We start from the raw sequence: 20,487 nt of genomic DNA on the forward strand, positions 1-20,487 counted from the left end.
CGAATCTGCCGGGCACCCGAATCTATGCCGCCCGGACCCCGTCCACCCGGCGCGGAGAGCCGGTTCACTCCTTCGAATGGCCTTTCCGGTAAGCGATTTGACGGCGGAACGGATCGCCGCCGAAGTGCTGGTTGAATACCGGGCGAAGCAGCGCCGAAGCGACCCGGAAGGAATGACGCCCCGCCATGCCGAACGGACTCGGGACCTTACTCGTCGGAATGGGACGGGCCGGACACGGACTCCACCTCCCGGTGCTGCGCCGCCTGCGCGCCGAACCCGGCACCGCCCGGCTGTTCGCGGCCGGCCCGGTCCTCGCCGTCGATCCGTACCGGCGCCCCGGGGCCGCCGCCGACCTGCGGCCGACCACCCTCGCCGAGGCGGCCCGGCTGCTCGACCCGGACCGCACCGTCGTCCACCTGTGCACCCCGCCCACCGAGCGGGCCGCCGCGCTGGACACCCTCGGCCGGCTCGGCTACCGCCGGGTGCTGCTGGAGAAGCCGGTGGCCGCCGACAGCCGCGGTCTGGACGAGTTGCTCGCGCTGCGCGACCGGTACGGGCTGGACCTGGTGGTGGTCGCCCAGTGGCTGGGCAGCCGCCTCACCGATCGGCTGCGCGCGCTGCTCGCCCAGGACGCGTACGGGCCGCTGCGGACCATCCACGTCGTCCAGCGCAAGCCGCGGTTCTCCCGCTCGCTGGCCGGGGACGGGCACCCCACCGCGTTCGACGTCGAACTGCCGCACTCGCTCGGCCTCTGCCTCGCGCTCGCCGGGCCCGGCGAGGTGACCGGCGCGGGCGGCACCGACATGGTGGTCGACGGCCGGGTGCTGCCCCGGCTCGGCACCGCCTGGCTCAACCTCCAGCACCACGGCGGGGCGTGGACCCGGATCCGCTCCGACCTCACCTCGCCGGTGCGCGAGCGCCGGGTCACCCTGGAACTCGCCCGCTCCACCCTGATCGGCCACTTCCCCGGCAGCGAGGCCGACGCGTACGCCCGGCTCACCGTCATCGACCACGAGGGCGAGCGCACCGAGCTGCTGCACGACGACGCGCTGGGCGGCTTCCTGGCCCAGACGTACGCCTACTACGCGGCCGACCCCGGCGGGACGGCGACGGGCCCGGGGCGGCGGCGGGCCCACCCCGACCTGGCGGTCAACACCGAGGTGGTGCGGCTGCTCGACCGCGCCAAGGCGATCGCGGCGGGCGGCGGGTCCGGCGGGTCCGGCGGGTCCGGGCCCCGGGGCGGCGGGGGCCGGGCGGTGGCGGTCCGGTGAGCTCCTTCCGCAAGGGCGGCCGGACCGGGCGGCGCCGGACGGCGCGGTGGCGGCGGGCGAACCGGACGCCGATGGACCGGACTCCGGTGGGCCGGCGGCCGACCGTCCGGTTCGGCGGCATCGGCGACGAGGCCGCGCCCGACCTGGCCGGGCAGCTCGACGCCCTGGAGCAACTCGGCTGGAGCGAGCTGGAGTTGCGCACGGTGGACGGGGTCTGGATCGCCGACCTGCCGATCGGGCGGGTCACCGCCCTCGCCCGCACCCTGCGGCGGCGGGGCATCCGGGTCTGCGGCCTCGCCTCCCGGATCGGCAACTGGGCCTCCGACGTCACCGACGGCCACGGGCCCGAGGAGCGGGAGCTCGGCGCCCTCGCCGAGCGCGCCGCCCTGCTCGGCACCGACCGGGTCCGGGTGATGTCCTACCCCAACGGCACCGGCCTGCCGGAGGCCGAGTGGCGTCGGCGGGTGCTGGAGCGGATGCGCCGCGTCGCGGCCGGCGCGGGCCGCGGCGGCCTGGTCGCGCTGCACGAGAACTGCGCGGGCTGGGGCGGGGCCTCGGCCGAGAACGCGCTCGACCTGCTCGCCTCGGTGGACAGCCCCGGGCTGCGGCTGCTGCACGACACCGGCAACGGCGCGGCGTACGGCTACGACGGGTTCGAGCTGCTGCGCCGGACCGTCGGGCACGTCGACCACGTGCACCTCAAGGACGCCGTCGGCCACGGCGAGGACACCCGGTACGTGCTGCCCGGCGCGGGGGACGCCCGACTCGCCGAGTCGCTGCGGCTGTTGACCGCGCGCGGCTGGCGCGGGGTGTGGTCGCTGGAACCGCACCTGGCCACCCGGCCGCACCAGGGCCTGGCGGCGGACGGCGGCACCGACAGCGGATTCGTCGCCGCCGGACGGGCGTTGACCGCCCTGATCGAACGCGAGGTGCTGCCGCACTCCCCCGGCTGGCGGCTCGTCCCGGGCGGCCTGGTCCGGGACGCGCCGGTGCCCCGAGCCACGGACGGGCGGTTCACGGACGAACGGGTCGCGGACGGGCCGGTCGCGGGTGCGTCGGCGGCCCGGGAAGGCGCGGTGTCCGATGCCCACTGAGCCGGTGCCGTCCGGGGCGGGGGTGGTGGAGCGCGCCCCGGCGGCCGACCAGGTCGTAGCGGAACTCTCGCCGGACGAGCGGGAGTTGCTGCTGGAGCTGCTGCGGCTGCCCACCGCCGGGCCGCTGGAGACCGGCCCGGGCGCGCCGCTGCCGCTGCTGCCCGAGGCGCTGGGGGTGTACGCGCGGGCGGCGGCCGGCCTCGGGCTGGTGGAGCTGTACCGCGGTGCGCCCGGCCCGGACGAACTCGACCGCCCCGGCGTGCCGTTGACGGTCGAGCAGGCGGTCGCCGAGGTGCCCGGGTTCCTGGCCTGCCAGCCGAGTCTGGTGCTGCGCCTCGGGCCGGAGCTGCCCCGGGCGGCGACGGTGATGTTCAACGTGCACCTGGACACGGTGGCCGGGTCGGAGCCGGTGGGGTTCGACGGGCGGCGGTTCACCGGGCGGGGCGCGATCGACGCCAAGGGCCCGGCGGTGGCGCTGCTGGCCGGCCTCCGGACGGCGGTGGCGGCGGAGCCCCGGGTCGGGCGCGAGGTCGGGGTGCTGGTGCAGGCGGTGTCCGGCGAGGAGGGCGGCGCGATGGGCGTGTTCGGCACCCGTCCGCTGGTCGGGGCCGGGTACGTGGGCGCGCTGAACGTGTTCTGCGAGCCGACCGGCCTGCGCTACCTGCCGCGCGCCACCGCCGCCACCACCGCCCGGCTGCGGGTGCGCGGCGAGGACGCGATCGACGACTGCCCGGGCGCGGGCCACAACGCGACGGTGCTGCTCGGCTTCCTCGCCCAGCACCTGGCACGGGAGCTGGGCCGCCTGCCCGGCCCGCGCGACCCGGTGTGCGTGGCGGGCCTGGGCACCGGCCCGCTGCACAACCGGGTCTACGGGAGCGGCGAACTGCTGCTCAACCTCCCCTACCGGGACGCGGGTTCGGGCCGCCGGGTGGAGGCCGCGGTCGAGGCGGCGGTCCGCTCCGGGCTGGACGCGTTCCGCCACGGGTTCGCCGGGCTGTCGGAGTTCGCCCGGACGGCCGCCGACTGCGCCCGGATCACCCGGCTGGACTGGCCCAAGCGCGGCCTGCCGGTCCTGGACGGCCGGCACCCGGGGTTCGAGGACCTGCTGACCCGGCGGGCCGGCATCCCCCGGGTGCCGGACGGGGAACCGGCCTTCACCTGCGACGCGATCTGGGCCGCCGACCTGCCGGACGACTCGTTCACCGTGGTGCTCGGCCCCGGCGACCTCGGCGCCAACCGGGCGCACGCGGCGGGCGAGTTCGCCGAGGCGGCGCAGCTCGACGCCTTCGCCTCGGCGGTGGCCCGGCTGCTGGTGGCCTTCGCCCGCCACCGACCCTGAGCCGCCCGCCTGCTCCGGCACCCACCCGAAGTCCCGCCCGAAGTCCTGCTCTACGTCCCGCTCGAAGCCCTGCTCGAAGCCCTGTCTGGAGGCTGTTCCCCGTGACCACCGTGGCGTCCGCGCCCAGTGCCGCCGGTACCGTCCGCGTCCCGTACGCCGATCTGATCCGTTTCACCACCGAGGTGTTCACCGCGCACCGGCTGCCGCCCGAGCGGGCCCGGGCGGCGGCGGAGGCGCTGTGCTACGGCGACGCCGCCGGGATGGACTCGCACGGGCTGGCCAATCTGGGGCGGCTCTACCTGCCGCTGCTGGCGGAGGGCCGGGCCGATCCGCTGGCGGAGCCGGAGGTGGTGGCGGACCGGGGGGCGGCGGTGCTGGTGGACGCGGCGGGGGCGCTCGGGCTGTGGCAGGCCGGGGCGGCGATGGAACTGGCGGCGGAGCGGGCCGAGCGGCACGGGATCGGGCTGGTGTCGGTGCGCCGAGCCACCCACTTCGGCTGTGCGGGCCACCACGCGGCGCGGGTCACCGGGCGCGGGATGATCGGGCTGCTGGCGTCGAACTGCGGTCGGCAGCGGATCGCCCGGCCGCCGGGCGGTGCGGTGGCGCTGCTGGGCACGAACCCGTGGAGCGTGGCCGCGCCGGCGGGTGAACTGCCGCCGTACGTGCTGGACATGAGCACCACGGCGGTGCCGACCGGCCGGGTCCGGGCGGCGGAGCGGGCGGGTCGGCCGATCCCGGAGGGGTGGCTGGCGGGGCCGGACGGGCGGCCGGTGACCGATCCGGGCGCGTTCGACCGGGGCGAGGCGCACCTGCTGTGGCTGGGGTCCGGTGCGGGCGGCGAGTTCAAGGGCTTCGGGCTGGGGCTGATGGTGGAGGTGCTGGCGGCGCTGCTGCCGGGGGCGGGGCTGGGCCCGGAGCCGGCCGCGCTGGACGGGGACGGGCGGCCGTCCGGGCGGGACGACGACATCGGCGTCTTCGCGCTGGCGATCGCCCCGGCGACGCTCCGGGACGCCGGCCAGGTGGCCCTGGACGCCCGGACCCTGTTCGGGACGGTGCTGGACTGCCCTCCGGCGGAAGGGAGTTGCGGCCCGGTGGTGTACCCGGGCTGGCACGAGGCCCGGCGCACCGCCGAGTCGCACCGTGACGGAGTGCCGCTGGCCGCGCCGCTGTTGGCCGAACTCGCCTCCATTGCCGCGGAGTTCGGCATTCGTCCGGTGGCCGGAACGGTCGCCGGAACGGCTGCGGGGGCGGTCACGGGGACGGAGGGCGGGCGGTGAGCGGGCTGCGGTTCGGGGTGGTCGGGCTCGGGGTGATCTCGCGGTTCTACCTGGCCGCGCTGGAGCGGGTGCCGGGGGTGGAGTTGGTGGCGGTGTGCGACCGGGACGCCGCCGTGCTGGAGCCGTTCGGCGGCCGGGTGGCCTGCTTCACGGACCACCGGGAGCTGCTGGCGGCGGGCGGGCTGGACGCCGTCGTGGTGACCGTCCCGAACGACCTGCACCTGGCGATCTGCCGGGACGCGCTGCGGGCGGGCCTGCCGGTGTGCGTGGAGAAGCCGCTGGCGCTGCGGGCCGCGGAGGGCGAGGAGCTGGCGGCGCTGGCGGCCGAACGGCGGGTGCCGCTGTTCACCGCGTTCCACCGGCGGTACAACGCGGCGGTGCGGGAGCTGGGCGCGGCGCTCGCCGAACGGCCGGTGCCGGTGCGCTCGGTGACGGTGCGCTACTTCGAGCGGATCGAGGAGCACGTCGGCCGGGACCGCTGGTACCTGGACCCGGAGCGGTGCGGCGGCGGCTGCGTCGCCGACAACGGCCCGAACGCGTACGACCTGGTGCGGCTGCTGGCGGGCCGGATGGAGCTGTCCGGCGCGCGGGTGGTGCGGGACGGCGGCGGGGTGGACCGGTACGCGGAGCTGGAGCTGGCCGGGGCGGACGGGGTGCGCGGCCGGATCGAGCTGGACTGGTCGTACCCGGGCGAGCTCAAGGACGTCACGGTGGAGTCGGCGGACGGCTCGGTGCTGCGGGCGGACCTGCTGGCCGGGCACGCGGGCTTCAAGCAGTCGCTGTGGCACGAGTACGAGGGCATCGTCGACGCGTTCGCCGGGCTGCTGCGCGGCGGAACGGACGGCTTGACGGACGGTGCGGCGAACGGCGCGACGGACCGGGGCCCGGACGGGGTGGACGCGCTGCGGGTGGTCGAGGCGGCGTACCGGGCCGGGGCCGGGACGGCGGCGCGGGCGGAGGTGCGCGGATGATCCGGGAGCGGGCGGCGCTCTTCCCGCAGCGGCCGCCGGTGCGCGAGAACGGGCCGAAGCGGACGGTGACCGGCACGCTGGTGAAGGTGCTGCTGCACAGCCGGACGGAGCGCGGGATGAGCCTGGAGCCGTTCGCCAGCCGGTGCGTACGGGCGGGCGAGGTGCACGAGTTGGTGACCACCGACCAGCGGGACACCGCGGCGGGGGCCCGGATCGACCGGGTGGGTTTCCTGGGGTTCGCGGAGATCGCGGTGGCCGGGGTGCTGGACCGGGGTGACGAGGTGTTCGTCGGCGAGCACCGGGTGGGCACGGTGCTGGGCTTCGACGCCTGCCACTTCCCCAACCACTACAACGTGCTGATCGCGGCCGACCGCCTGCTGACCGGGGAGTCGCTGGACCTGCGGCCGGAGCTGCCGGTGCGGTTCGTCCCGGCCGGGGGCTGACCGGGCCCGGCGACGGCGGGACGGGTCCGGTCGACGACGGGACGGGTTCGGTCGACGGCGGGACGGCAAAGAGGACGACAGCAGGGCCCGGAGCGGGGGGCGCCATCCCCGTTCCGGGCCCTTCGGGCGTCAGCGGCGACCGTCGGCCGTCAGTGGCCGTCGGCCGGGCCGGTCAGGCCGACCGGTGCTGTCGTACCGGCTGTTCAGCGGCCCAGCAGCGGGACGTCGAGGTCGCCCAGGTGGTAGGCGCGCACGGCCTGGACCAGCTCGTCCACGGAGAGCTGGCCGTCACCGTTGGCGTCGATCTGGCGGAAGGCGTCCGCCGGGTCGATGTTGGAGACGCCGATCGTGTCCAGCCAGGTCTTGAACTCGGCCGGGTTGACCTGGCCGTCGCCGTCCACGTCGACCAGCTCGACGATGGCCTGGATGGTCGGCTTGACGACGCGGCCGAAGCCGGCGCCGCCGTTCTCCAGGATGTGCTCCTCGGCGATGTGGTTGAACTGCTCGGGGGTGAGCGCGCCGGTCTGCTCGTCGATGCCCGCCTTCTCGGCGAAGAAGCTCCACATGCCGAGGTAGGCGTCGGTCAGCGCGCGGCCGGCCGGGGAGACCGGGGCCTCGCCGAAGGCCTGCAGGATGCGCTTGGCCTCGGCGTCCCAGTCGGAGCGGTCGATCTGGCCGTCGCCGTTCACGTCCCAGAGGTCGAAGCGCTTCTGGGTACGGTCGAGCTGCACGGAAGTGGTCATCTCGGAGTTCTCCAGTGTGAGTCCGGTGCGGGCGCCGACCGGCCCAGGGACAGGCCGGCGAACGGCGCCCGGCAGTGCTTTCGGATGAGCCGTCACACAATCGGTGCGGCAACGGAACGTCACACTACCGGCACGGTGAGCGACGGATCGCACACGTGCGGCCAACCGGGTGACTCGGTCGCTTCGTTGACGTCGCATCACCTCTGCGGCCCTTGAACGGGCGCTCCCCCGCCACGATTTGGGGATACCGTCAACTGTTTCGACAGTTGCCTCCCGAGTGGGTGATCAGGCCGTTCTCCGCCCGGCCCGGGGGCCGACCCGCCCCTACGCTCGAAGGATGACCGAAACGCTCCCGCAGCTCCCCGCCCTCCCGCCGCTCCCGATGATCGAGCTGGGCCCGCAGGCGTTCGCCGCCGTGCACGCCCTGCACGGGGCGGTGGAGGAGGCCGCGGCGGCGGCCGGGCTGGAGCCGCTGCTGCTGGAACTGGTGCGGCTGCGCTGCTCGCAGCTGAACGGCTGCGTGTACTGCGTCGACCTGCACACCACGGCCGCCCGGAAGGCGGGCGAGCAGGACGAGCGGCTGGCGCAGCTGGTGGTGTGGCGGGAGTCCGGGCTGTTCACGCCCCGGGAGCGGGCCGCGCTCGCCCTGGCCGAGGCGGTCACCCGGCTGACCGACCGGGCGGAGGGCGTCCGGGCCCGGCGGGCCGCGCTGTCGGTGCTGTCGGAGCCGGAGGCGGCGTTCGTGGCCTGGGCGGCGGCCGTGGTGAACACCTACAACCGGATCGCGGTCACCTCGCGCCCGGTGGCGGCCGGGACGCCCTGACCGCGCCGGGCCCGCAGCGCGGGAGCCCCCGCAGACCCTGGACCGGTCCGATCGGGGTCGATCCGGGCCGGTCCGATCCGGGCCGATCCGGTCCGGGCCGGGCCGGTTCGCCGGAGACCGGCGGCAGGTGCAGGCTGGAGGGATGGCGACGGACTTCGACGGCTCCCCTTCCGACTTCGGCGGCTCCCCGGCCGGTCGGGACCTGGTCTCGGCGCTGGCGGCCGGGCCGGTGCTGCTCGACGGCGGGCTGTCGAACCGACTGGCCGACCAGGGCTGCGACTTGTCGGACGCGCTCTGGTCGGCCCGGCTGCTGCTGGACCAGCCGCGGCAGCTGGTGGCGGCGCACCGGGCGTACTTCGAGGCGGGCGCGCAGGTGGCGACCACGGCGAGCTACCAGGCGAGCCGGCCGGGTTTCGCCTCCCGGGGGGTGGACGCGGGGAAGGCGGACCGGCTGCTGGCGCTGAGCGTGGAGGTGGCCCGGCTGGCGGCCGAGGAGGTGTCGGCGGAGCTGGGTGACGGCCGCCCGCGCTGGGTGGCGGCCTCGGTGGGCCCGTACGGGGCGGTCCTGGCGGACGGCTCCGAGTACCGGGGCCACTACGGCCTGTCGGCCGGGGAGTTGGCGGCGTTCCACCGCCCCCGGCTGGAGGTGCTGGCCGCCGCGGGGCCGGACGTGCTGGCGGTGGAGACCGTGCCCGACCTGCTGGAGGCGGCCGTGCTCGCGGACTGCGTACGGGGGTTGGGCCTGCCGGTGTGGTTCTCGCTCGGCGCGGCGGATGGGTTGACCCGGGGCGGGGAGCCGCTCTCGGAGGCGTTCGCGCTGGTGGCGGAGGTGCCGGAGGTGGTGGCGGTGGGCGTCAACTGCTGCGCCCCGGAGGAGGTGTCGGCGGCGGTGGCGCTGGCCGTGGAGGTGACGGGCCTGCCCGCGGTGGCGTACCCCAACAGCGGGGAGGGCTGGGACCCGGCGGCCCGGGACTGGACGGGCGCGGCGGCCTTCGCCCCCGGGCGGGCGGCGGACTGGGTGGCCGCCGGGGCCCGGCTGGTCGGCGGCTGCTGCCGGGTGGGCCCGGCCGCGATCGCGGAACTCGCGGCCGTGCTGCAACGCCCCGCGCGCTGAACCGGGTCGGCCCGGCCGGGTGTCCGGCGGTGCCCGGCCGCCCGGTCTGGTACTGCTGGTGGTGAGGGCGGTCCGGGTGGCGCCGCCGCCCCTGCGGCGGGAGCAGCGTCGGCGGGGACGGCCGAGGAGGGAACGGGGTTGGTCGTGGCGGGTACGGTCGAGCGGGTGAACGCCCTGGGGGCGTGCTGGGGACGGGAGTTGGAGCCGGGGTCCGGGGCCGGGTCCGGGGCCGGGCAGGTGTGGACGGCGCTCGGGGTGTGGCCGCTGCTGGCGATGCTGGCCTCGGGAGCGGACGGCCCGGCCCGGGCCGAGCTGGAGCGGGCGCTGGGCGTTCCGGCCGGGCAGGCCCCGGCCGCCGCGCGGGAGTTGCTGGCGCGGGTGGAGGAGGTGCCGGGCTGTGCGGCCGCGCTCGGGCTGTGGACGGCGCCCGGGGTCGAGGTGGAGCCGGAGTGGGTGGCGGGGCTGGGCGCCGCGCTGTGGCGGCGGTTGACCGGTGACCCCGCCGTGGACCGGGCCGCGCTGGACGCCTGGGCCGCGGACCGGACCGGCGGCCTGATCCGCCGGATGCCGGTGGAGCCGGCGGACGCGCTGCTGGTGCTGGCCTCGGCGCTGACGGTGCGCACCAGGTGGGCGGAGCCGTTCCGGGAGGATCGCGGCCGGGCCGCCGAAGGGCCGTGGGCCCGGCGGCCGTTCCGGAGGCTCTCGGTGTCGAGCCCCGGGCTGTACGAGCGGATCGCGGTGGCGGAGACCGCGGCGGCGGGGCGGGTGACGGAGGTCCGGGTCGCGGGCGGCGGCGAGGTGGACGTCCACCTGGTGCTCGGTGAACCGCGGGCCGCGCCGGGCGCGGTGGTGTCCGCCGGGTTCGAGCTGGTGGCGGGGGCGGCGCGGCGGACGCCGGTGGCGGGGCTGGCCGACGGGGAGCCGTGGCCCGGGCTGGCGCTGGAGTCGGTGCGGGCGTCGGCGCCGCGCGACGTCGGCGTGCTGGAGACGGTGGCCTTCGAGGTCCGGGCGGAGCTGGACCTGCTGGCGCACGCCGGGCTGTTCGGCCTGCGCACCGCCGCCGGGGACGGCAGCCACTTCCCGGGCATCAGCCGGAGCGTCCCGCTGCGGGTCGGGCAGGCCCGGCAGGCGGCGGTGGCGGAGTTCGGCGCGGCGGGCTTCGAGGCGGGCGCGGTCACGGCGGTGGCGATGACCCGGAGCGGGATCGGCGCCCCGCCCGGCCTCCGCGTCCGCCGGGCCACCGCCCGCTACGACCGCCCGTTCGCCTTCCTCGCCGTGCACCGCCCGACCGGCCTGGTCCTGGTCGCGGGCTGGGTGGCGGAGCCCACCGAGGCGACCGGCTGAGCGAACCCCGGGCGGGGAGCCCCGGCCGGCGCGACCGGCGGCCGGGTGCCGGGTGCCGGGCCGGTGGTGCACCGGAGTCGTGCGCCGACGGCGCGCGGCCCGTCGGGCTTGCCCGCGCAACCCCCAGCGCCCCTGCCGGGGCGGGGAGCGCCCGGGCGGGACGGTACCGCGTGGTGGTGGTGCCGGGTAGTACGGTCTTCGGGGGCGGGTCCGTCCCGTTCTCGGGTGGTGGTCGGCATCGTCGGCCGGTGGTCAGTGGAGGTGGGCGGGTGCCCGGTGCGATCCAGTCGCTGTCGCGGGCGGCCGCGATCCTGCGGCTGCTGGCGGGCGGGGAGCGGCGGCTCGGCCTGTCGGAGGTGGCGACGGGGCTGGGGTTGGCGAAGGGGACCGCGCACGGCATCCTGCGCACGCTCCAGCAGGAGGGCTTCGTCGAGCAGGACCCGGAGAGCGGCAAGTACCAGTTGGGCGCGGAGCTGCTGCGGCTGGGCCAGAGCTACCTGGACGTGCACGAGCTGCGGGCCCGGGCGCTGGTGTGGGCGGACGACCTGGCGCGGGCGGCCGGGGAGACGGTGTACCTGGGGGTGCTGCACCAGCGCGGGGTGCTGGTGGTGCACCACGTGTTCCGGCCGGACGACTCGCGGCAGGTGCTGGAGGTCGGTTCGATGCAGCCGCTGCACGCGACCGCGCTGGGCAAGGTGCTGCTGGCGTACGACCCGGTGGCGCGCGGCGAGTTGGGCGACGGCCCGTGGGAGGCGTTCACGGCCCGGACCGTGACGGAACCGGCGGAGCTGGACGCGCAGTGCGCGCTGGTGCGCGAGCGCGGCTGGGCGGACGCGGTGGAGGAGACCTGGGAGGGCGTGGCCTCGGTGGCGGCGCTGATCCAGGACCGGCGGCGCAACCCGGTGGGCGCGGTGTGCGTGTCGGGCGCGGTGGAGACGGTGTGCGGCCCGGACGGCGCGGTGCGTCCGTCGCTGGTGGCCTCGGTGCGGACGGCGGCCCGGGCGATCTCCCGGGACCTGGGCGCGCACCGGTTCTGAACCCGGGGGCGTGCGTCACACCGCCTTGACGGGGGGCGTCCGGCTGCGGTTGGCTTCCGAAGGTTGTTCGACATTGTCGAACGGCGTCCGGAGGGGCCCGGCGGACCGCCCGCCCGCCTGGTTTGCCGGACCCGCGCGCACGGGGACTGACGAATGGTCACCCCCGCCCCGTTGACGTCCGTGAGCCGAGGAACCGTATGACTGCCAGCCACATCGCCGCGATCGACCAGGGCACCACGTCCAGCCGGTGCATCCTGTTCGACGCGGACGGCCGGATCGTCGCCGTCGAGCAGCAGGAGCACGCGCAGATCTTCCCGCAGCCCGGCTGGGTGGAGCACGACCCGGCCGAGATCTGGACCAGGGTGCGCTCGGTGGTGCGCGGCGCGCTGGGGAAGGCGGGGCTGACCGCGGCGGACGTCCGGGCGGTGGGCATCACCAACCAGCGCGAGACCACGGTGCTGTGGGACCGGCACACCGGCGAGCCGGTGCACAACGCGATCGTCTGGCAGGACACCCGCACCGAGGCGCTCTGCCGCGAGCTGGGGCGCAACGTCGGGCAGGACCGGTTCCGCCGGGAGACCGGCCTGCCGCTGGCCAGCTACTTCGCCGGTCCGAAGATCCGCTGGCTGCTGGACCACGTCGAGGGCCTGCGCGAGCGCGCCGAGGCCGGGGACGTGCTGTTCGGGACGGTCGACAGCTGGCTGATCTGGAACCTGACCGGCGGCGTGGACGGCGGCCGGCACGTCACCGACGTCACCAATGCCTCCCGCACCCTGCTGATGAACCTGCACACCCTCCAGTGGGACGAGCGGATCGCCGAGTCGATGGGCGTCCCGCTGGCGATGCTGCCGGAGATCCGCTCCTCCGCCGAGGTGTACGGCGAGGCGGTCGGCGACCTGGCGGGCGTGCCGGTCGCGGCGGCGCTCGGCGACCAGCAGGCGGCGCTGTTCGGCCAGACCTGCTTCGCCGAGGGCGAGGCCAAGTCGACCTACGGCACCGGCACGTTCCTGCTGCTGAACACCGGCGGACGGATCGTCAACTCGTACCACGGCCTGCTCACCACGGTCGGCTTCCGGATCGGCGACCGGCCCCCGGTGTACGCCCTGGAGGGCTCGATCGCGGTGACCGGCTCGCTGGTGCAGTGGCTGCGCGACCAGCTCGGCATCATCTCCACCGCCGCCGAGATCGAGACCCTGGCGGGCACCGTCGAGGACAACGGCGGCGCGTACGTGGTGCCCGCGTTCTCCGGCCTGTTCGCCCCGTACTGGCGGGCCGACGCGCGCGGCGTGATCACCGGGCTGACCAGGTACGTCACCAAGGGGCACCTGGCCCGGGCGGTGCTGGAGGCGACGGCCTGGCAGACCCGCGAGGTGGTGGACGCGATGCAGAAGGACTCCGGGGTCACGCTGAGTGCGCTGAAGGTCGACGGCGGCATGACCTCCAACAACCTGCTGATGCAGTACATCGCCGACGTGCTGGACGTCCCGGTGGAGCGCCCCTACGTGGCCGAGACCACCGCGCTGGGCGCGGCCTACGCGGCGGGCCTGGCGGTCGGCTTCTGGGACGGCCTGGAGACCCTGCGGGCCAACTGGCACCGGGCCGCCGAGTGGACGCCCCGGATGGCCGCCGACACGCGCGAGCGCGAGCACCGCAACTGGTTGAAGGCCGTGGAGCGCACCATGGGCTGGATCGACCAGGACGAGCCGGACGACCCACCGCAGCTCTGACTCCGCCTGCCGCAAGACCCTGCTCGCCGCAGGACCCCACCGATCGGAAGGAGACGCGGACCGGCCGCACACCGGGCCGCCCACCACACACCATGGCAACCATCCCGACCCTGGGCGCCGAGCGCGCCGCCGGCCGCGTCGTCCCCCGGGCCGCCACCCGCGAACTGCTCGGCCGGGCCCGCTACGACCTGCTGGTGATCGGCGGCGGCATCCTCGGCACCGCCACCGCGTGGACCGCCGCCCAGGCCGGGCTGAAGGTGGCCATGGTGGACGCCGGGGACTTCGCCAACGCCACCTCCTCCGCCTCGTCCAAGCTGGTCCACGGCGGGCTGCGCTACCTGCAGACCGGCGCGGTGCGGCTGGTCGCCGAGAACCACAAGGAGCGCCGGGCGCTGGCCACCCACGTGGCCCCGCACCTGGTCAGCCCGCTGACCTTCTTCGTGCCGGTCTACGAGGGCGGCCCGCACTCGGCGCCCAAGCTCGGCGCGGGCGTGTTCCTGTACTCGGCGCTGTCCGCGTTCCGCGACGGCCTGGGCCGGGTGGCCTCCCCCGCGGCGGCGGCCCGCGCCGTGCCCGGGCTGCGCACCGAGGGGCTGCGGCGGGTCGCGGTGTACGGCGACCACCAGATGAACGACGCCCGGATGGCCGTGATGACGGTGCGGGCGGCGGTGGACGCGGGCGCGGTGGTGCTCAACCACGCCGAGGTGACCGGGCTGCGCTTCACCCGCGGCCGGGTCACCGGCGCCGAGGTGCGCGACGCCCTGGACGGCACCGAGTTCGGCGTGGACGCCCGGCTGGTGCTGAACGCCACCGGCCCGTGGGTGGACCACCTGCGGCGGATGGAGCACGCGGGCGCGGCCCCGTCGATCCGGCTGTCCAAGGGCGCGCACGTGGTGCTGCGCCGGCAGGCGCCGTGGCGGGCCGCGCTGACCATCCCGATCGACCACTACCGGGTGTCGTTCGCCATCCCGTGGGAGGACCACGTCCTGCTGGGCACCACGGACGAGGAGTACACCGGCGACCCGCTGGACGTCCGGGCCACCGGGGCGGACGTCGACCAGATCCTCTCCGAGGCCGGGCACGCGGTGCGCGGCGAGCACCTGCGGCGGGAGGACATCACGTACTCCTTCGCGGGCCTGCGGGTGCTGCCGGGCGGGCCGGGCGGGACGGCGGCGGCGAAGCGGGAGACGGTGGTGACCGAGGGCCGGGCCGGGATGCTGTCGGTGGCGGGCGGCAAGTGGACCACGTACCGGCACATCGGCCGGGTGATCCTGGAGAAGCTCAAGCACGCCCCGGGCGTGGGCCTGGCCGAGGACGTCTCGCCGATCCCGCCGACCGTCCCGCTGCCGGGCATCGGCGCCCCGCAGGCCGTCGCCCGCCGCCTGCTGACCGACCGCGAGCCGGGCAGCCGGATGGACCCGCTGGTGGCCCGGAACCTGGCCACCCACTACGGCACGCTGTCCTTCGAGATCGCCCGCCTGATCGCCGAGCGCCCGGAGCTGGGCGAACGGGTGCACCCCGACGGGCCGGACGTGTGGGCGCAGGTGGTGTACGCGGCCGAGCAGGAGTGGGCGTACACGGTGGACGACGTGCTGCGGCGGCGCACCACGCTGACGGTGCGCGGGTTGGACGGCGCGGAGGTGCGCAAGCGCACGGCGGAGCTGCTGGAGCGGTAGGCCGGGCGCGCGGAGCGGCGCGGGAAGGCACGGCGAGAGGTGGGAAGGGCGCGAAAAAGCGACGCCCTCCGGGAGAAGCGGGAGTTCCGGAGGGCGTCGCGGCAGGGGGACCCGCGCTCGTCAGACGATCAGACTGAGCGGCAGGATCAGGGCGATCGCGACCACCGAGATGATCGTCTCCATCACCGACCAGGACTTCAGCGTCTGGCCGACGCTCATCCCGAAGTACTCCTTCACCAGCCAGAACCCGGCGTCGTTGACGTGCGACAGGAACAGCGACCCGGCGCCGATCGCCAGCACCAGCAGCGCGGCGTGGCTGGTGGACATGTCGGCGGCCAGCGGGCCGACGATGCCGGCAGCGGTGATGGTGGCGACCGTCGCGGAGCCGGTGGCCAGCCGGATCAGCACCGCGATCAGCCAGCCCAGCAGCAGCGCGGAGACGTGCCACTTGCCGGACCACGCGCTGACCGCGTCACCGACGCCGATGTCGATCAGGGTCTGCTTGAAGCCGCCGCCCGCGCCGACGATGAACACGATCCCGGCGATCGGACCGAGCGCCGAGCCGACCGTGTCGGAGATCCGGCCCTTGTCGAAGCCGGCCGCCCGGCCGAGGGTCAGCATGGCGAGCAGGGTCGCGGCGAGCAGCGCGATCAGCGGGGAGCCGATGAAGTCGAAGATCCGCTGGCCGGTGGCCTTCGGGTCGTCGATCACCACGTCGGCCAGCGCCTTGCCGAGCATCAGCACGACCGGCAGCAGGATGGTGGCCAGCACCGCGCCGAACCGCGGCGTCCGCGCGCGCTCGACGCCCTCCGCGGCGTCCGCGGTGTTCGCGCCGTCCGCGGTCTTCGCGGGGGCGGTGTCGGCGGGCAGTTCCAGCGGGCCGACCCAGCGCTGGGCGAGCCGTCCGAACAGCGGGCCGGCCACGATCAGGGTCGGGACCGCGACCAGCAGGCCGAGCGCCAGGGTGACGCCGAGGTCGGCGTGCAGGGCGTCGACGGCGACCAGCGGGCCGGGGTGCGGCGGGACGAGGCCGTGCAGCACCGAGAGGCCGGCCAGCGCGGGGATGCCGATGCCGATCAGCGGGGCGTTGCCGCGCCGGGCCACCAGCAGCACGATCGGCACCAGCAGCACCACGCCGACCTCGAAGAACAGCGGCAGGCCGAGCACCGCGGCGATCAGCGCCATCGCCCAGGGCAGCAGCTTGGGGCCGGTGCGGGCCAGCACGGTGTCCGCGATGGTGTTGGCGCCGCCGGAGTCGGCGAGCAGCTTGCCGAGCATCGCGCCCAGGCCGATCAGCAGGCCGACCGAGGCGACGGTCGCGCCGAAGCCGGTGGAGAAGCTGGTCAGCAGCTTGTCGAAGGGCGCCCCGGCGACGGCGGCGAGCAGCCCGGAACCGAGCGTGAGGGCCAGGAACGGGTGCAGCTTGAACCGGGTGATCAGCAGCACGATCGCGCCGATGCTGAGCAGCACCGCGAGCAGCAGCCGGCCGTCGCTCGCCGTGTGCGGCAGCGCCGGTGCGCCGGCCGCCAGCAGGGTGGGGGTCACGGGGGTCTCCATTGACGGGCCGCCACCGTCCGGCTCTCGGGCGGCCGGTGGCGGGGGTGTGACGTGGTGGTGGTGCGTGCGGGGGTCGGGCCGCGGGGGTCAGCGGGCCAGGGCGGCGACGGCGCGGTCGACGAGCGTGTCGGGGGCGGCGCCGACGTCCAGCACGGTGCCGCGCTCGTCCGGCTGGAGCGGTTCGAGGGCGGCGTACTGGGAGTCCAGCAGCGCGGGCGGCATGAAGTGGCCGGTGCGGTGCGCCAGCCGGTCGCCGACCAGGTCGTGGCTGCCGCTCAGGTGCAGGAAGAACGCGTCCGGGCAGGCGGCCCGCAGCAGGTCGCGGTAGTCGCGCTTGAGCGCGGAGCAGGTGACCACTCCCCCGCTGCCGGCCGCGGCCCGCTCGCCCAGCCAGCCGCCGAGCGCGCGCAGCCAGGGCTGCCGGTCGCGGTCGTCCAGCGGGGTGCCGGCGCTCATCTTGGCGATGTTGGCGGCGGGGTGGAAGTCGTCGGCCTCCGCGTACGGGAGGTCGAGGCGGTCGGCGAGCAGTCGGGCGACGGTGGTCTTCCCGACTCCGGAGACGCCCATCACCACGATGACGGGCGGCTGCTGGTTCTCGGCGCTGAGAGCCATGGTGGTGCTCCTGTCCTTGCCTGCTTGCGTGGGCAACCTTGGCGCAAAGGTATGACTTATTCAAGCGACCGAAACCTAATCGTCATACTTTTCGGTTTCCGCGCCGGTGGGACGGGGGCCGCCTTCCCCCCGGCCGCGCCGATAAGCTGGCCGGATGGAGATCCAGGGCCTGCCCGGCCGCCTGCTCGCTGCCCTCGGCCCGGCGATCGCCTCCGGGGAGCTGCCGGCGGGGACGGTGCTGCGCGCGGAGGAGCTGGAGCAGCGGCACGGGGTGTCCCGGACGGTGGTGCGGGAGGCGGTGCGCATCCTGGAGTCGATGCGGCTGGTCGAGCCGCGGCGGCGGGTCGGGATCACCGTCCGGCCGAAGGCCGACTGGGACGTGTTCGACCCGCTGGTGATCCGCTGGCGGCTGGCCGGCGCGGACCGCTCCGCGCAGCTGCGCTCGCTGGGCTCGCTGCGGGTCGCGGTGGAGCCGGCCGCGGCGGCGCTGGCGGCCCGGTGCGCGGGCGACGACGACCGCCGCGAGCTGAGCGCGCTGGCCGTCGAACTGACCGTCACCGCCCGGGCGGCCGACCTGGACGCCTTCCTCGCGCACGACATCGCCTTCCACGCGGCGGTGCTGCGGGCCTCCGGCAACGAGATGTTCGCGCACCTGAAGGACACCGTGGGCGCGGTCCTCACCGGCCGCACCGAGCACCGGCTGATGCCGCACCGGCCGCGCGAGTACGCGGTGCAGCTGCACCGGGACGTCGCGCAGGCGATCTGCGCGGGCGACCCGGAGCTGGCGGAACGGGCCATGCGGACCATCGTGGTCGGCGCGCTGGAGGAGCTGGACGCCACCCTGCCGGACTGACCGCCCGCCGACCGCCGCCCCGTCGGCCGGGGAGGCGCTCTTGCGGCCCCGGTTACGATCCTGACGGGGAGCCGGGGGGAGCCGGGGGCGCGACACGCCCACGGTCGGCTGGATCGGCCCTCCCCACGGAATAGCCTCCCCCGGACGGGGCAGGGCTGGTCCTGGTGCGCCCGCCGGGGCGCACGACCGACAGGGGGTTGGCGATGGCCGTTCGTCGGCGCGGGCGGCTGCCGGACGAGGTCCGGGCGGCCGCCGTCCGGGCGGGCATGGCATTCGCCTTCACGGTGTTCACCTTCGTGGTGGCGCTGTTCGCCTCCTGGGCGCACACCGGCCTGCTGACACCGGCGTTGGCGCTGATGGCGCTGGGGGTCTTCCTGCTCGCCTGGTGCCTGATCGACGTGGCGGTCTCCCGGCAGGTCGCCGCCTCCCGGCACCCCGTCCCCAACTCGGCGGCTCCGCTGGAGGGTTCACGCGAGTACCGGAACGGCCGGCGGCACCGCTGACGGCCGGTCAGGTCTGCTGGTGGCGGCCCGGGGTGGTGCCGAAGGCGTGCCGGAACGCCTCGATGAACGCGCTCGGCGAGCGGAAGCCGCAGGCGGCGGCGGTGGCGGTGACCGAGCGGCCCCCGGCGAGCAGCACCAGGGCGTGCTGGAGGCGCAGTTGGGTGCGCCACTGCGGGAAGCCCAGGCCGAGTTCGCGGCGGAACAGCCGGCTGAGGGTGCGTTCGGCCGCTCCGACGGCGCGGCCGAGTTCGGCGAGCGAGCGGTCGTCGGCGGGGTCGGCGGTGAGCAGCGCGGCCAGGTCGCGCAGCCGGGGGTCGGTGGGGCGGGGCAGGCCGACCGGGAGTTCGGGGGCGCGGACGAGCTGGTCCAGGGCGGCCTGTTCGAGGGTGCGGGCCGGGCGTCCGGCGGGGGCGTCGGGGCCGGTCAGGTGGGCGATGATCTCGCGCAGCAGCGGGGTGACGGCGAGCACGGCGGGCGCGGTGAGCCGCAGCGGGTCGGTGCCGTCCGGGTAGACCAGGCAGCGCAACTCGCTGGGCCCGTGCGCCCGGTGGGTGTGCGGCACCCCGGCGGGCAGCCACACCGCGCGGTGCGGCGGGACGACCCACTGCCCGTACGGGGTGCGCACCTCCAGCACGCCGAGGCCGGGGGTGATCAGCTGGTTGACGTCGTGCCAGTGCCAGTCGATCCGCTCCCGGTGGGCCAGCGGGTGGCGGCTGGGGCCGGTCTCCTTCTGGTGCTGCGCGGCGCTCGGCGGGCCGTCCTCGGCAGGTTGGCGGGTTGGCGACACGGGTTGGCAGAGTACCGGAAGCCCGCACGGCGGTGCGGCGGCCAGGCTGGACGCATGACGAGCGAACTGCCCGGCGTGTGGCGCCGGATGCGGATGTGGGGCGCGGCGCACGCCGTGGACGACCTGTACCAGGGCCTGGTGCCCGCGGTGGTGCCGTACTTCGTCCTGGAGCGCGGCTACGGGTACGTGGCGGCGGGCGGGTTGACGCTGGCGGCGACGCTGGGCAGCGCGGTCCCGCAGCCGCTGGTCGGCCTGCTGGTGGACCGGCGTCCGCTGCCCTGGCTGTCGGCGGCGGGGCTGGCGCTGGCCGGGCTGGGCGTGGGGCTGAGCGGGCTGGCCGACGGGTACGCGCTGGTGTGGCTGCTGGTGCTGCTCTCCGGCCTGGGGGTGGCGGCGTTCCACCCGGCGGCGGGGCGGGCGGCCCGGGAGGCGGCGGGCGACTCGACCGGCGCGATGAGCGTCTTCGCGGCGGGCGGCAGCGTCGGGTTCTTCCTGGCGCCGGTGCTGGCCACGCCGCTGCTGTCCGCGTGGGGCCTGCGGGCGACGGCGGTGTTCGTGCTGCCGGCGCTGCTGATGGCGGCGGTGCTGTTCCGGGCCCGGCACCGGACGTACCCGCACGCCGGGGGCGGGGCGAAGCGCGCCGGGAAGGACCGCTGGCGGCCGTTCCTGGTGCTCACCGGGGTCGAGGTGATCCGCTCGGTGGTGTTCTTCGGCGTCAGCACCTTCATCGAGCTGTACTGGCTGCGGCAGTTGGGCGCCTCGCACCTGCTGGCCGGCGCGGCGCTGACCTGCTTCCTGCTGGGCGGCGTCGCGGGCACCCTGGGCGGCGGGCGGCTCGCGGACCGGATCGGCATGGTCCGCACCGCGCAGTGGGGCACCGCGCTCACCGTCCCCGCGCTGGTCCTGCTGCGGGTGACGCCCGGCCCGTGGGCGCCGCTGCTGTTCGCCGTGCTGGCGGGCGCGGCGCTGAACCTGCCGTTCGCCGTCCTGGTCAAGCTCGGCCAGGACTACCTGCCCACTCGCCCCGGCACCGCCGCCGGCGTCACCCTGGGCCTGGCCGTCAGCGTCGGCGGCCTGATCGCCCCGCTCTTCGGCCTGCTCGCCCAGCACCACGGCCCCCAGGGCGTGCTGACCCTGCTGCCCGCCGTCCCGCTGCTGGGCGTCGCGCTCGGCGCGTTCATGGTCGAACCGGGCCGCTGGAAGGACGAGGCCGACGAGGACGACGGGGACGCCCCGGGCGACACGGACGGCGCGGGACCGGCCCCGGAGGCCGAACTGGTCTCCTAGTGACGCGAGTTGACGGGAGGCGGGCGCAC

Annotated in this window: 19 protein-coding genes; 15 read left to right on the forward strand and 4 right to left on the reverse strand. The window is 76.1% G+C overall.

The window, feature by feature from the left end; genetic code table 11:
• Positions 1-218: 218 nt before the first annotated feature.
• The 6 genes from ACIQVD_RS33200 (at position 219) to ACIQVD_RS33225 (ending at position 6,395) form a co-directional block, all read left to right on the forward strand.
• Positions 219-1,271, forward strand: a complete 1,053-nt coding sequence (locus tag ACIQVD_RS33200) for a hypothetical protein (RefSeq protein WP_400693671.1) — start codon at positions 219-221, stop codon at positions 1,269-1,271.
• 71 nt (positions 1,272-1,342) lie between these two features.
• Positions 1,343-2,365 carry a sugar phosphate isomerase/epimerase family protein gene (locus ACIQVD_RS33205; RefSeq protein ID WP_402292614.1) on the forward strand — a complete coding sequence of 341 codons (1,023 nt, stop codon included), beginning with the start codon at positions 1,343-1,345 and terminating at the stop codon, positions 2,363-2,365.
• Entirely contained in the window at positions 2,355-3,704 is a 1,350-nt protein-coding gene (locus tag ACIQVD_RS33210; protein ID WP_402292615.1) for a M20/M25/M40 family metallo-hydrolase, read from the forward strand. Before ACIQVD_RS33205 ends, ACIQVD_RS33210 begins: the two co-directional genes overlap by 11 nt.
• A gap of 101 nt (positions 3,705-3,805) precedes the next feature.
• Complete coding sequence (locus ACIQVD_RS33215) at positions 3,806-4,981, forward strand: Ldh family oxidoreductase (RefSeq protein ID WP_400693680.1); 1,176 nt, start codon at positions 3,806-3,808, stop codon at positions 4,979-4,981.
• A complete protein-coding gene (locus tag ACIQVD_RS33220) occupies positions 4,978-5,952 on the forward strand; it encodes a Gfo/Idh/MocA family protein (RefSeq protein ID WP_402292616.1) in 975 nt (324 codons plus the stop codon). Before ACIQVD_RS33215 ends, ACIQVD_RS33220 begins: the two co-directional genes overlap by 4 nt.
• On the forward strand, positions 5,949-6,395 hold the full coding sequence (locus ACIQVD_RS33225) for a DUF6917 domain-containing protein (protein WP_100835382.1): 447 nt from the start codon (positions 5,949-5,951) through the stop codon (positions 6,393-6,395). The genes ACIQVD_RS33220 and ACIQVD_RS33225 overlap by 4 nt, the downstream gene beginning before the upstream one ends.
• A 203-nt stretch (positions 6,396-6,598) precedes the next feature.
• Here ACIQVD_RS33225 and ACIQVD_RS33230 read toward each other — a convergent pair whose 3' ends face one another.
• Entirely contained in the window at positions 6,599-7,138 is a 540-nt protein-coding gene (locus ACIQVD_RS33230) for an EF-hand domain-containing protein (RefSeq protein WP_400693686.1), read from the reverse strand.
• A 337-nt stretch (positions 7,139-7,475) separates the two neighbouring features.
• Between ACIQVD_RS33230 and ACIQVD_RS33235 the strand changes: the two genes are divergently transcribed.
• From ACIQVD_RS33235 to ACIQVD_RS33260, 6 genes are all read left to right on the forward strand, one after another.
• A complete protein-coding gene (locus ACIQVD_RS33235) occupies positions 7,476-7,961 on the forward strand; it encodes a carboxymuconolactone decarboxylase family protein (protein ID WP_400693687.1) in 486 nt (161 codons plus the stop codon).
• Positions 7,962-8,103: 142 nt separating this feature from the next.
• The gene (gene mmuM / locus ACIQVD_RS33240) at positions 8,104-9,075 is read left to right on the forward strand and encodes a homocysteine S-methyltransferase (protein WP_400693690.1); all 972 of its coding nucleotides are present in this window, start codon (positions 8,104-8,106) and stop codon (positions 9,073-9,075) included.
• Positions 9,076-9,240: 165 nt separating this feature from the next.
• Positions 9,241-10,419 (forward strand): serpin family protein, encoded by a 1,179-nt coding sequence (locus tag ACIQVD_RS33245; RefSeq protein ID WP_402292617.1) that lies wholly within the window; start codon positions 9,241-9,243, stop codon positions 10,417-10,419.
• Positions 10,420-10,688: 269 nt separating this feature from the next.
• The gene (locus ACIQVD_RS33250; RefSeq protein WP_100835387.1) at positions 10,689-11,456 is read left to right on the forward strand and encodes an IclR family transcriptional regulator; all 768 of its coding nucleotides are present in this window, start codon (positions 10,689-10,691) and stop codon (positions 11,454-11,456) included.
• 197 nt (positions 11,457-11,653) lie between these two features.
• Positions 11,654-13,183, forward strand: a complete 1,530-nt coding sequence (glpK, locus tag ACIQVD_RS33255) for a glycerol kinase GlpK (protein WP_400693698.1) — start codon at positions 11,654-11,656, stop codon at positions 13,181-13,183.
• 92 nt (positions 13,184-13,275) lie between these two features.
• Complete coding sequence (locus ACIQVD_RS33260; RefSeq protein ID WP_400693700.1) at positions 13,276-14,859, forward strand: glycerol-3-phosphate dehydrogenase/oxidase; 1,584 nt, start codon at positions 13,276-13,278, stop codon at positions 14,857-14,859.
• A 120-nt stretch (positions 14,860-14,979) separates the two neighbouring features.
• Here ACIQVD_RS33260 and ACIQVD_RS33265 read toward each other — a convergent pair whose 3' ends face one another.
• Both ACIQVD_RS33265 and ACIQVD_RS33270 read right to left on the reverse strand, forming a co-directional pair.
• Complete coding sequence (locus tag ACIQVD_RS33265; protein ID WP_400693703.1) at positions 14,980-16,416, reverse strand: gluconate:H+ symporter; 1,437 nt, start codon at positions 16,414-16,416, stop codon at positions 14,980-14,982.
• Positions 16,417-16,503: 87 nt separating this feature from the next.
• Positions 16,504-17,028, reverse strand: a complete 525-nt coding sequence (locus tag ACIQVD_RS33270) for a gluconokinase (RefSeq protein WP_402292618.1) — start codon at positions 17,026-17,028, stop codon at positions 16,504-16,506.
• A 154-nt stretch (positions 17,029-17,182) separates the two neighbouring features.
• Here ACIQVD_RS33270 and ACIQVD_RS33275 point away from each other — a divergent pair, with 154 nt between their 5' ends.
• Both ACIQVD_RS33275 and ACIQVD_RS33280 read left to right on the forward strand, forming a co-directional pair.
• Positions 17,183-17,881, forward strand: coding sequence for a FadR/GntR family transcriptional regulator (locus ACIQVD_RS33275; RefSeq protein WP_400693709.1), 699 nt, complete (start codon positions 17,183-17,185; stop codon positions 17,879-17,881).
• Positions 17,882-18,084: 203 nt separating this feature from the next.
• Positions 18,085-18,384, forward strand: coding sequence for a hypothetical protein (locus ACIQVD_RS33280; protein WP_402292619.1), 300 nt, complete (start codon positions 18,085-18,087; stop codon positions 18,382-18,384).
• Between the two features lie 7 nt (positions 18,385-18,391).
• On the opposite strand, the gene ACIQVD_RS33285 is transcribed toward ACIQVD_RS33280, so the two are convergent.
• Positions 18,392-19,171 carry an AraC family transcriptional regulator gene (locus ACIQVD_RS33285; protein ID WP_402292620.1) on the reverse strand — a complete coding sequence of 260 codons (780 nt, stop codon included), beginning with the start codon at positions 19,169-19,171 and terminating at the stop codon, positions 18,392-18,394.
• A gap of 54 nt (positions 19,172-19,225) precedes the next feature.
• On the opposite strand from ACIQVD_RS33285, the gene ACIQVD_RS33290 reads away from it, so the two are divergent.
• Positions 19,226-20,458 (forward strand): MFS transporter, encoded by a 1,233-nt coding sequence (locus tag ACIQVD_RS33290; protein WP_402292621.1) that lies wholly within the window; start codon positions 19,226-19,228, stop codon positions 20,456-20,458.
• Positions 20,459-20,487: the final 29 nt, after the last annotated feature.

The sequence above is a fragment of the Kitasatospora sp. NPDC090308 genome, assembly GCF_044769485.1.
In the GTDB taxonomy this organism is placed as follows: Bacteria; Actinomycetota; Actinomycetes; order Streptomycetales; family Streptomycetaceae; genus Kitasatospora; species Kitasatospora fiedleri.

What these genes read in the sequence shown, in the direction of transcription:
- ACIQVD_RS33270 (WP_402292618.1), bottom strand. Translation starts at nt 17,028, where the DNA reads ATGGCTCTCAGCGCCGAGAACCAGCAGCCGCCCGTCATCGTGGTGATG.
- ACIQVD_RS33235 (WP_400693687.1), top strand. Translation starts at nt 7,476, where the DNA reads ATGACCGAAACGCTCCCGCAGCTCCCCGCCCTCCCGCCGCTCCCGATG.
- ACIQVD_RS33265 (WP_400693703.1), bottom strand. Translation starts at nt 16,416, where the DNA reads ATGGAGACCCCCGTGACCCCCACCCTGCTGGCGGCCGGCGCACCGGCG.
- ACIQVD_RS33205 (WP_402292614.1), top strand. Translation starts at nt 1,343, where the DNA reads ATGGACCGGACTCCGGTGGGCCGGCGGCCGACCGTCCGGTTCGGCGGC.
- ACIQVD_RS33210 (WP_402292615.1), top strand. Translation starts at nt 2,355, where the DNA reads ATGCCCACTGAGCCGGTGCCGTCCGGGGCGGGGGTGGTGGAGCGCGCC.
- mmuM (WP_400693690.1), top strand. Translation starts at nt 8,104, where the DNA reads ATGGCGACGGACTTCGACGGCTCCCCTTCCGACTTCGGCGGCTCCCCG.
- ACIQVD_RS33260 (WP_400693700.1), top strand. Translation starts at nt 13,276, where the DNA reads ATGGCAACCATCCCGACCCTGGGCGCCGAGCGCGCCGCCGGCCGCGTC.
- ACIQVD_RS33280 (WP_402292619.1), top strand. Translation starts at nt 18,085, where the DNA reads ATGGCCGTTCGTCGGCGCGGGCGGCTGCCGGACGAGGTCCGGGCGGCC.
- ACIQVD_RS33290 (WP_402292621.1), top strand. Translation starts at nt 19,226, where the DNA reads ATGACGAGCGAACTGCCCGGCGTGTGGCGCCGGATGCGGATGTGGGGC.
- ACIQVD_RS33225 (WP_100835382.1), top strand. Translation starts at nt 5,949, where the DNA reads ATGATCCGGGAGCGGGCGGCGCTCTTCCCGCAGCGGCCGCCGGTGCGC.
- ACIQVD_RS33200 (WP_400693671.1), top strand. Translation starts at nt 219, where the DNA reads ATGGGACGGGCCGGACACGGACTCCACCTCCCGGTGCTGCGCCGCCTG.
- glpK (WP_400693698.1), top strand. Translation starts at nt 11,654, where the DNA reads ATGACTGCCAGCCACATCGCCGCGATCGACCAGGGCACCACGTCCAGC.
- ACIQVD_RS33230 (WP_400693686.1), bottom strand. Translation starts at nt 7,138, where the DNA reads ATGACCACTTCCGTGCAGCTCGACCGTACCCAGAAGCGCTTCGACCTC.
- ACIQVD_RS33275 (WP_400693709.1), top strand. Translation starts at nt 17,183, where the DNA reads ATGGAGATCCAGGGCCTGCCCGGCCGCCTGCTCGCTGCCCTCGGCCCG.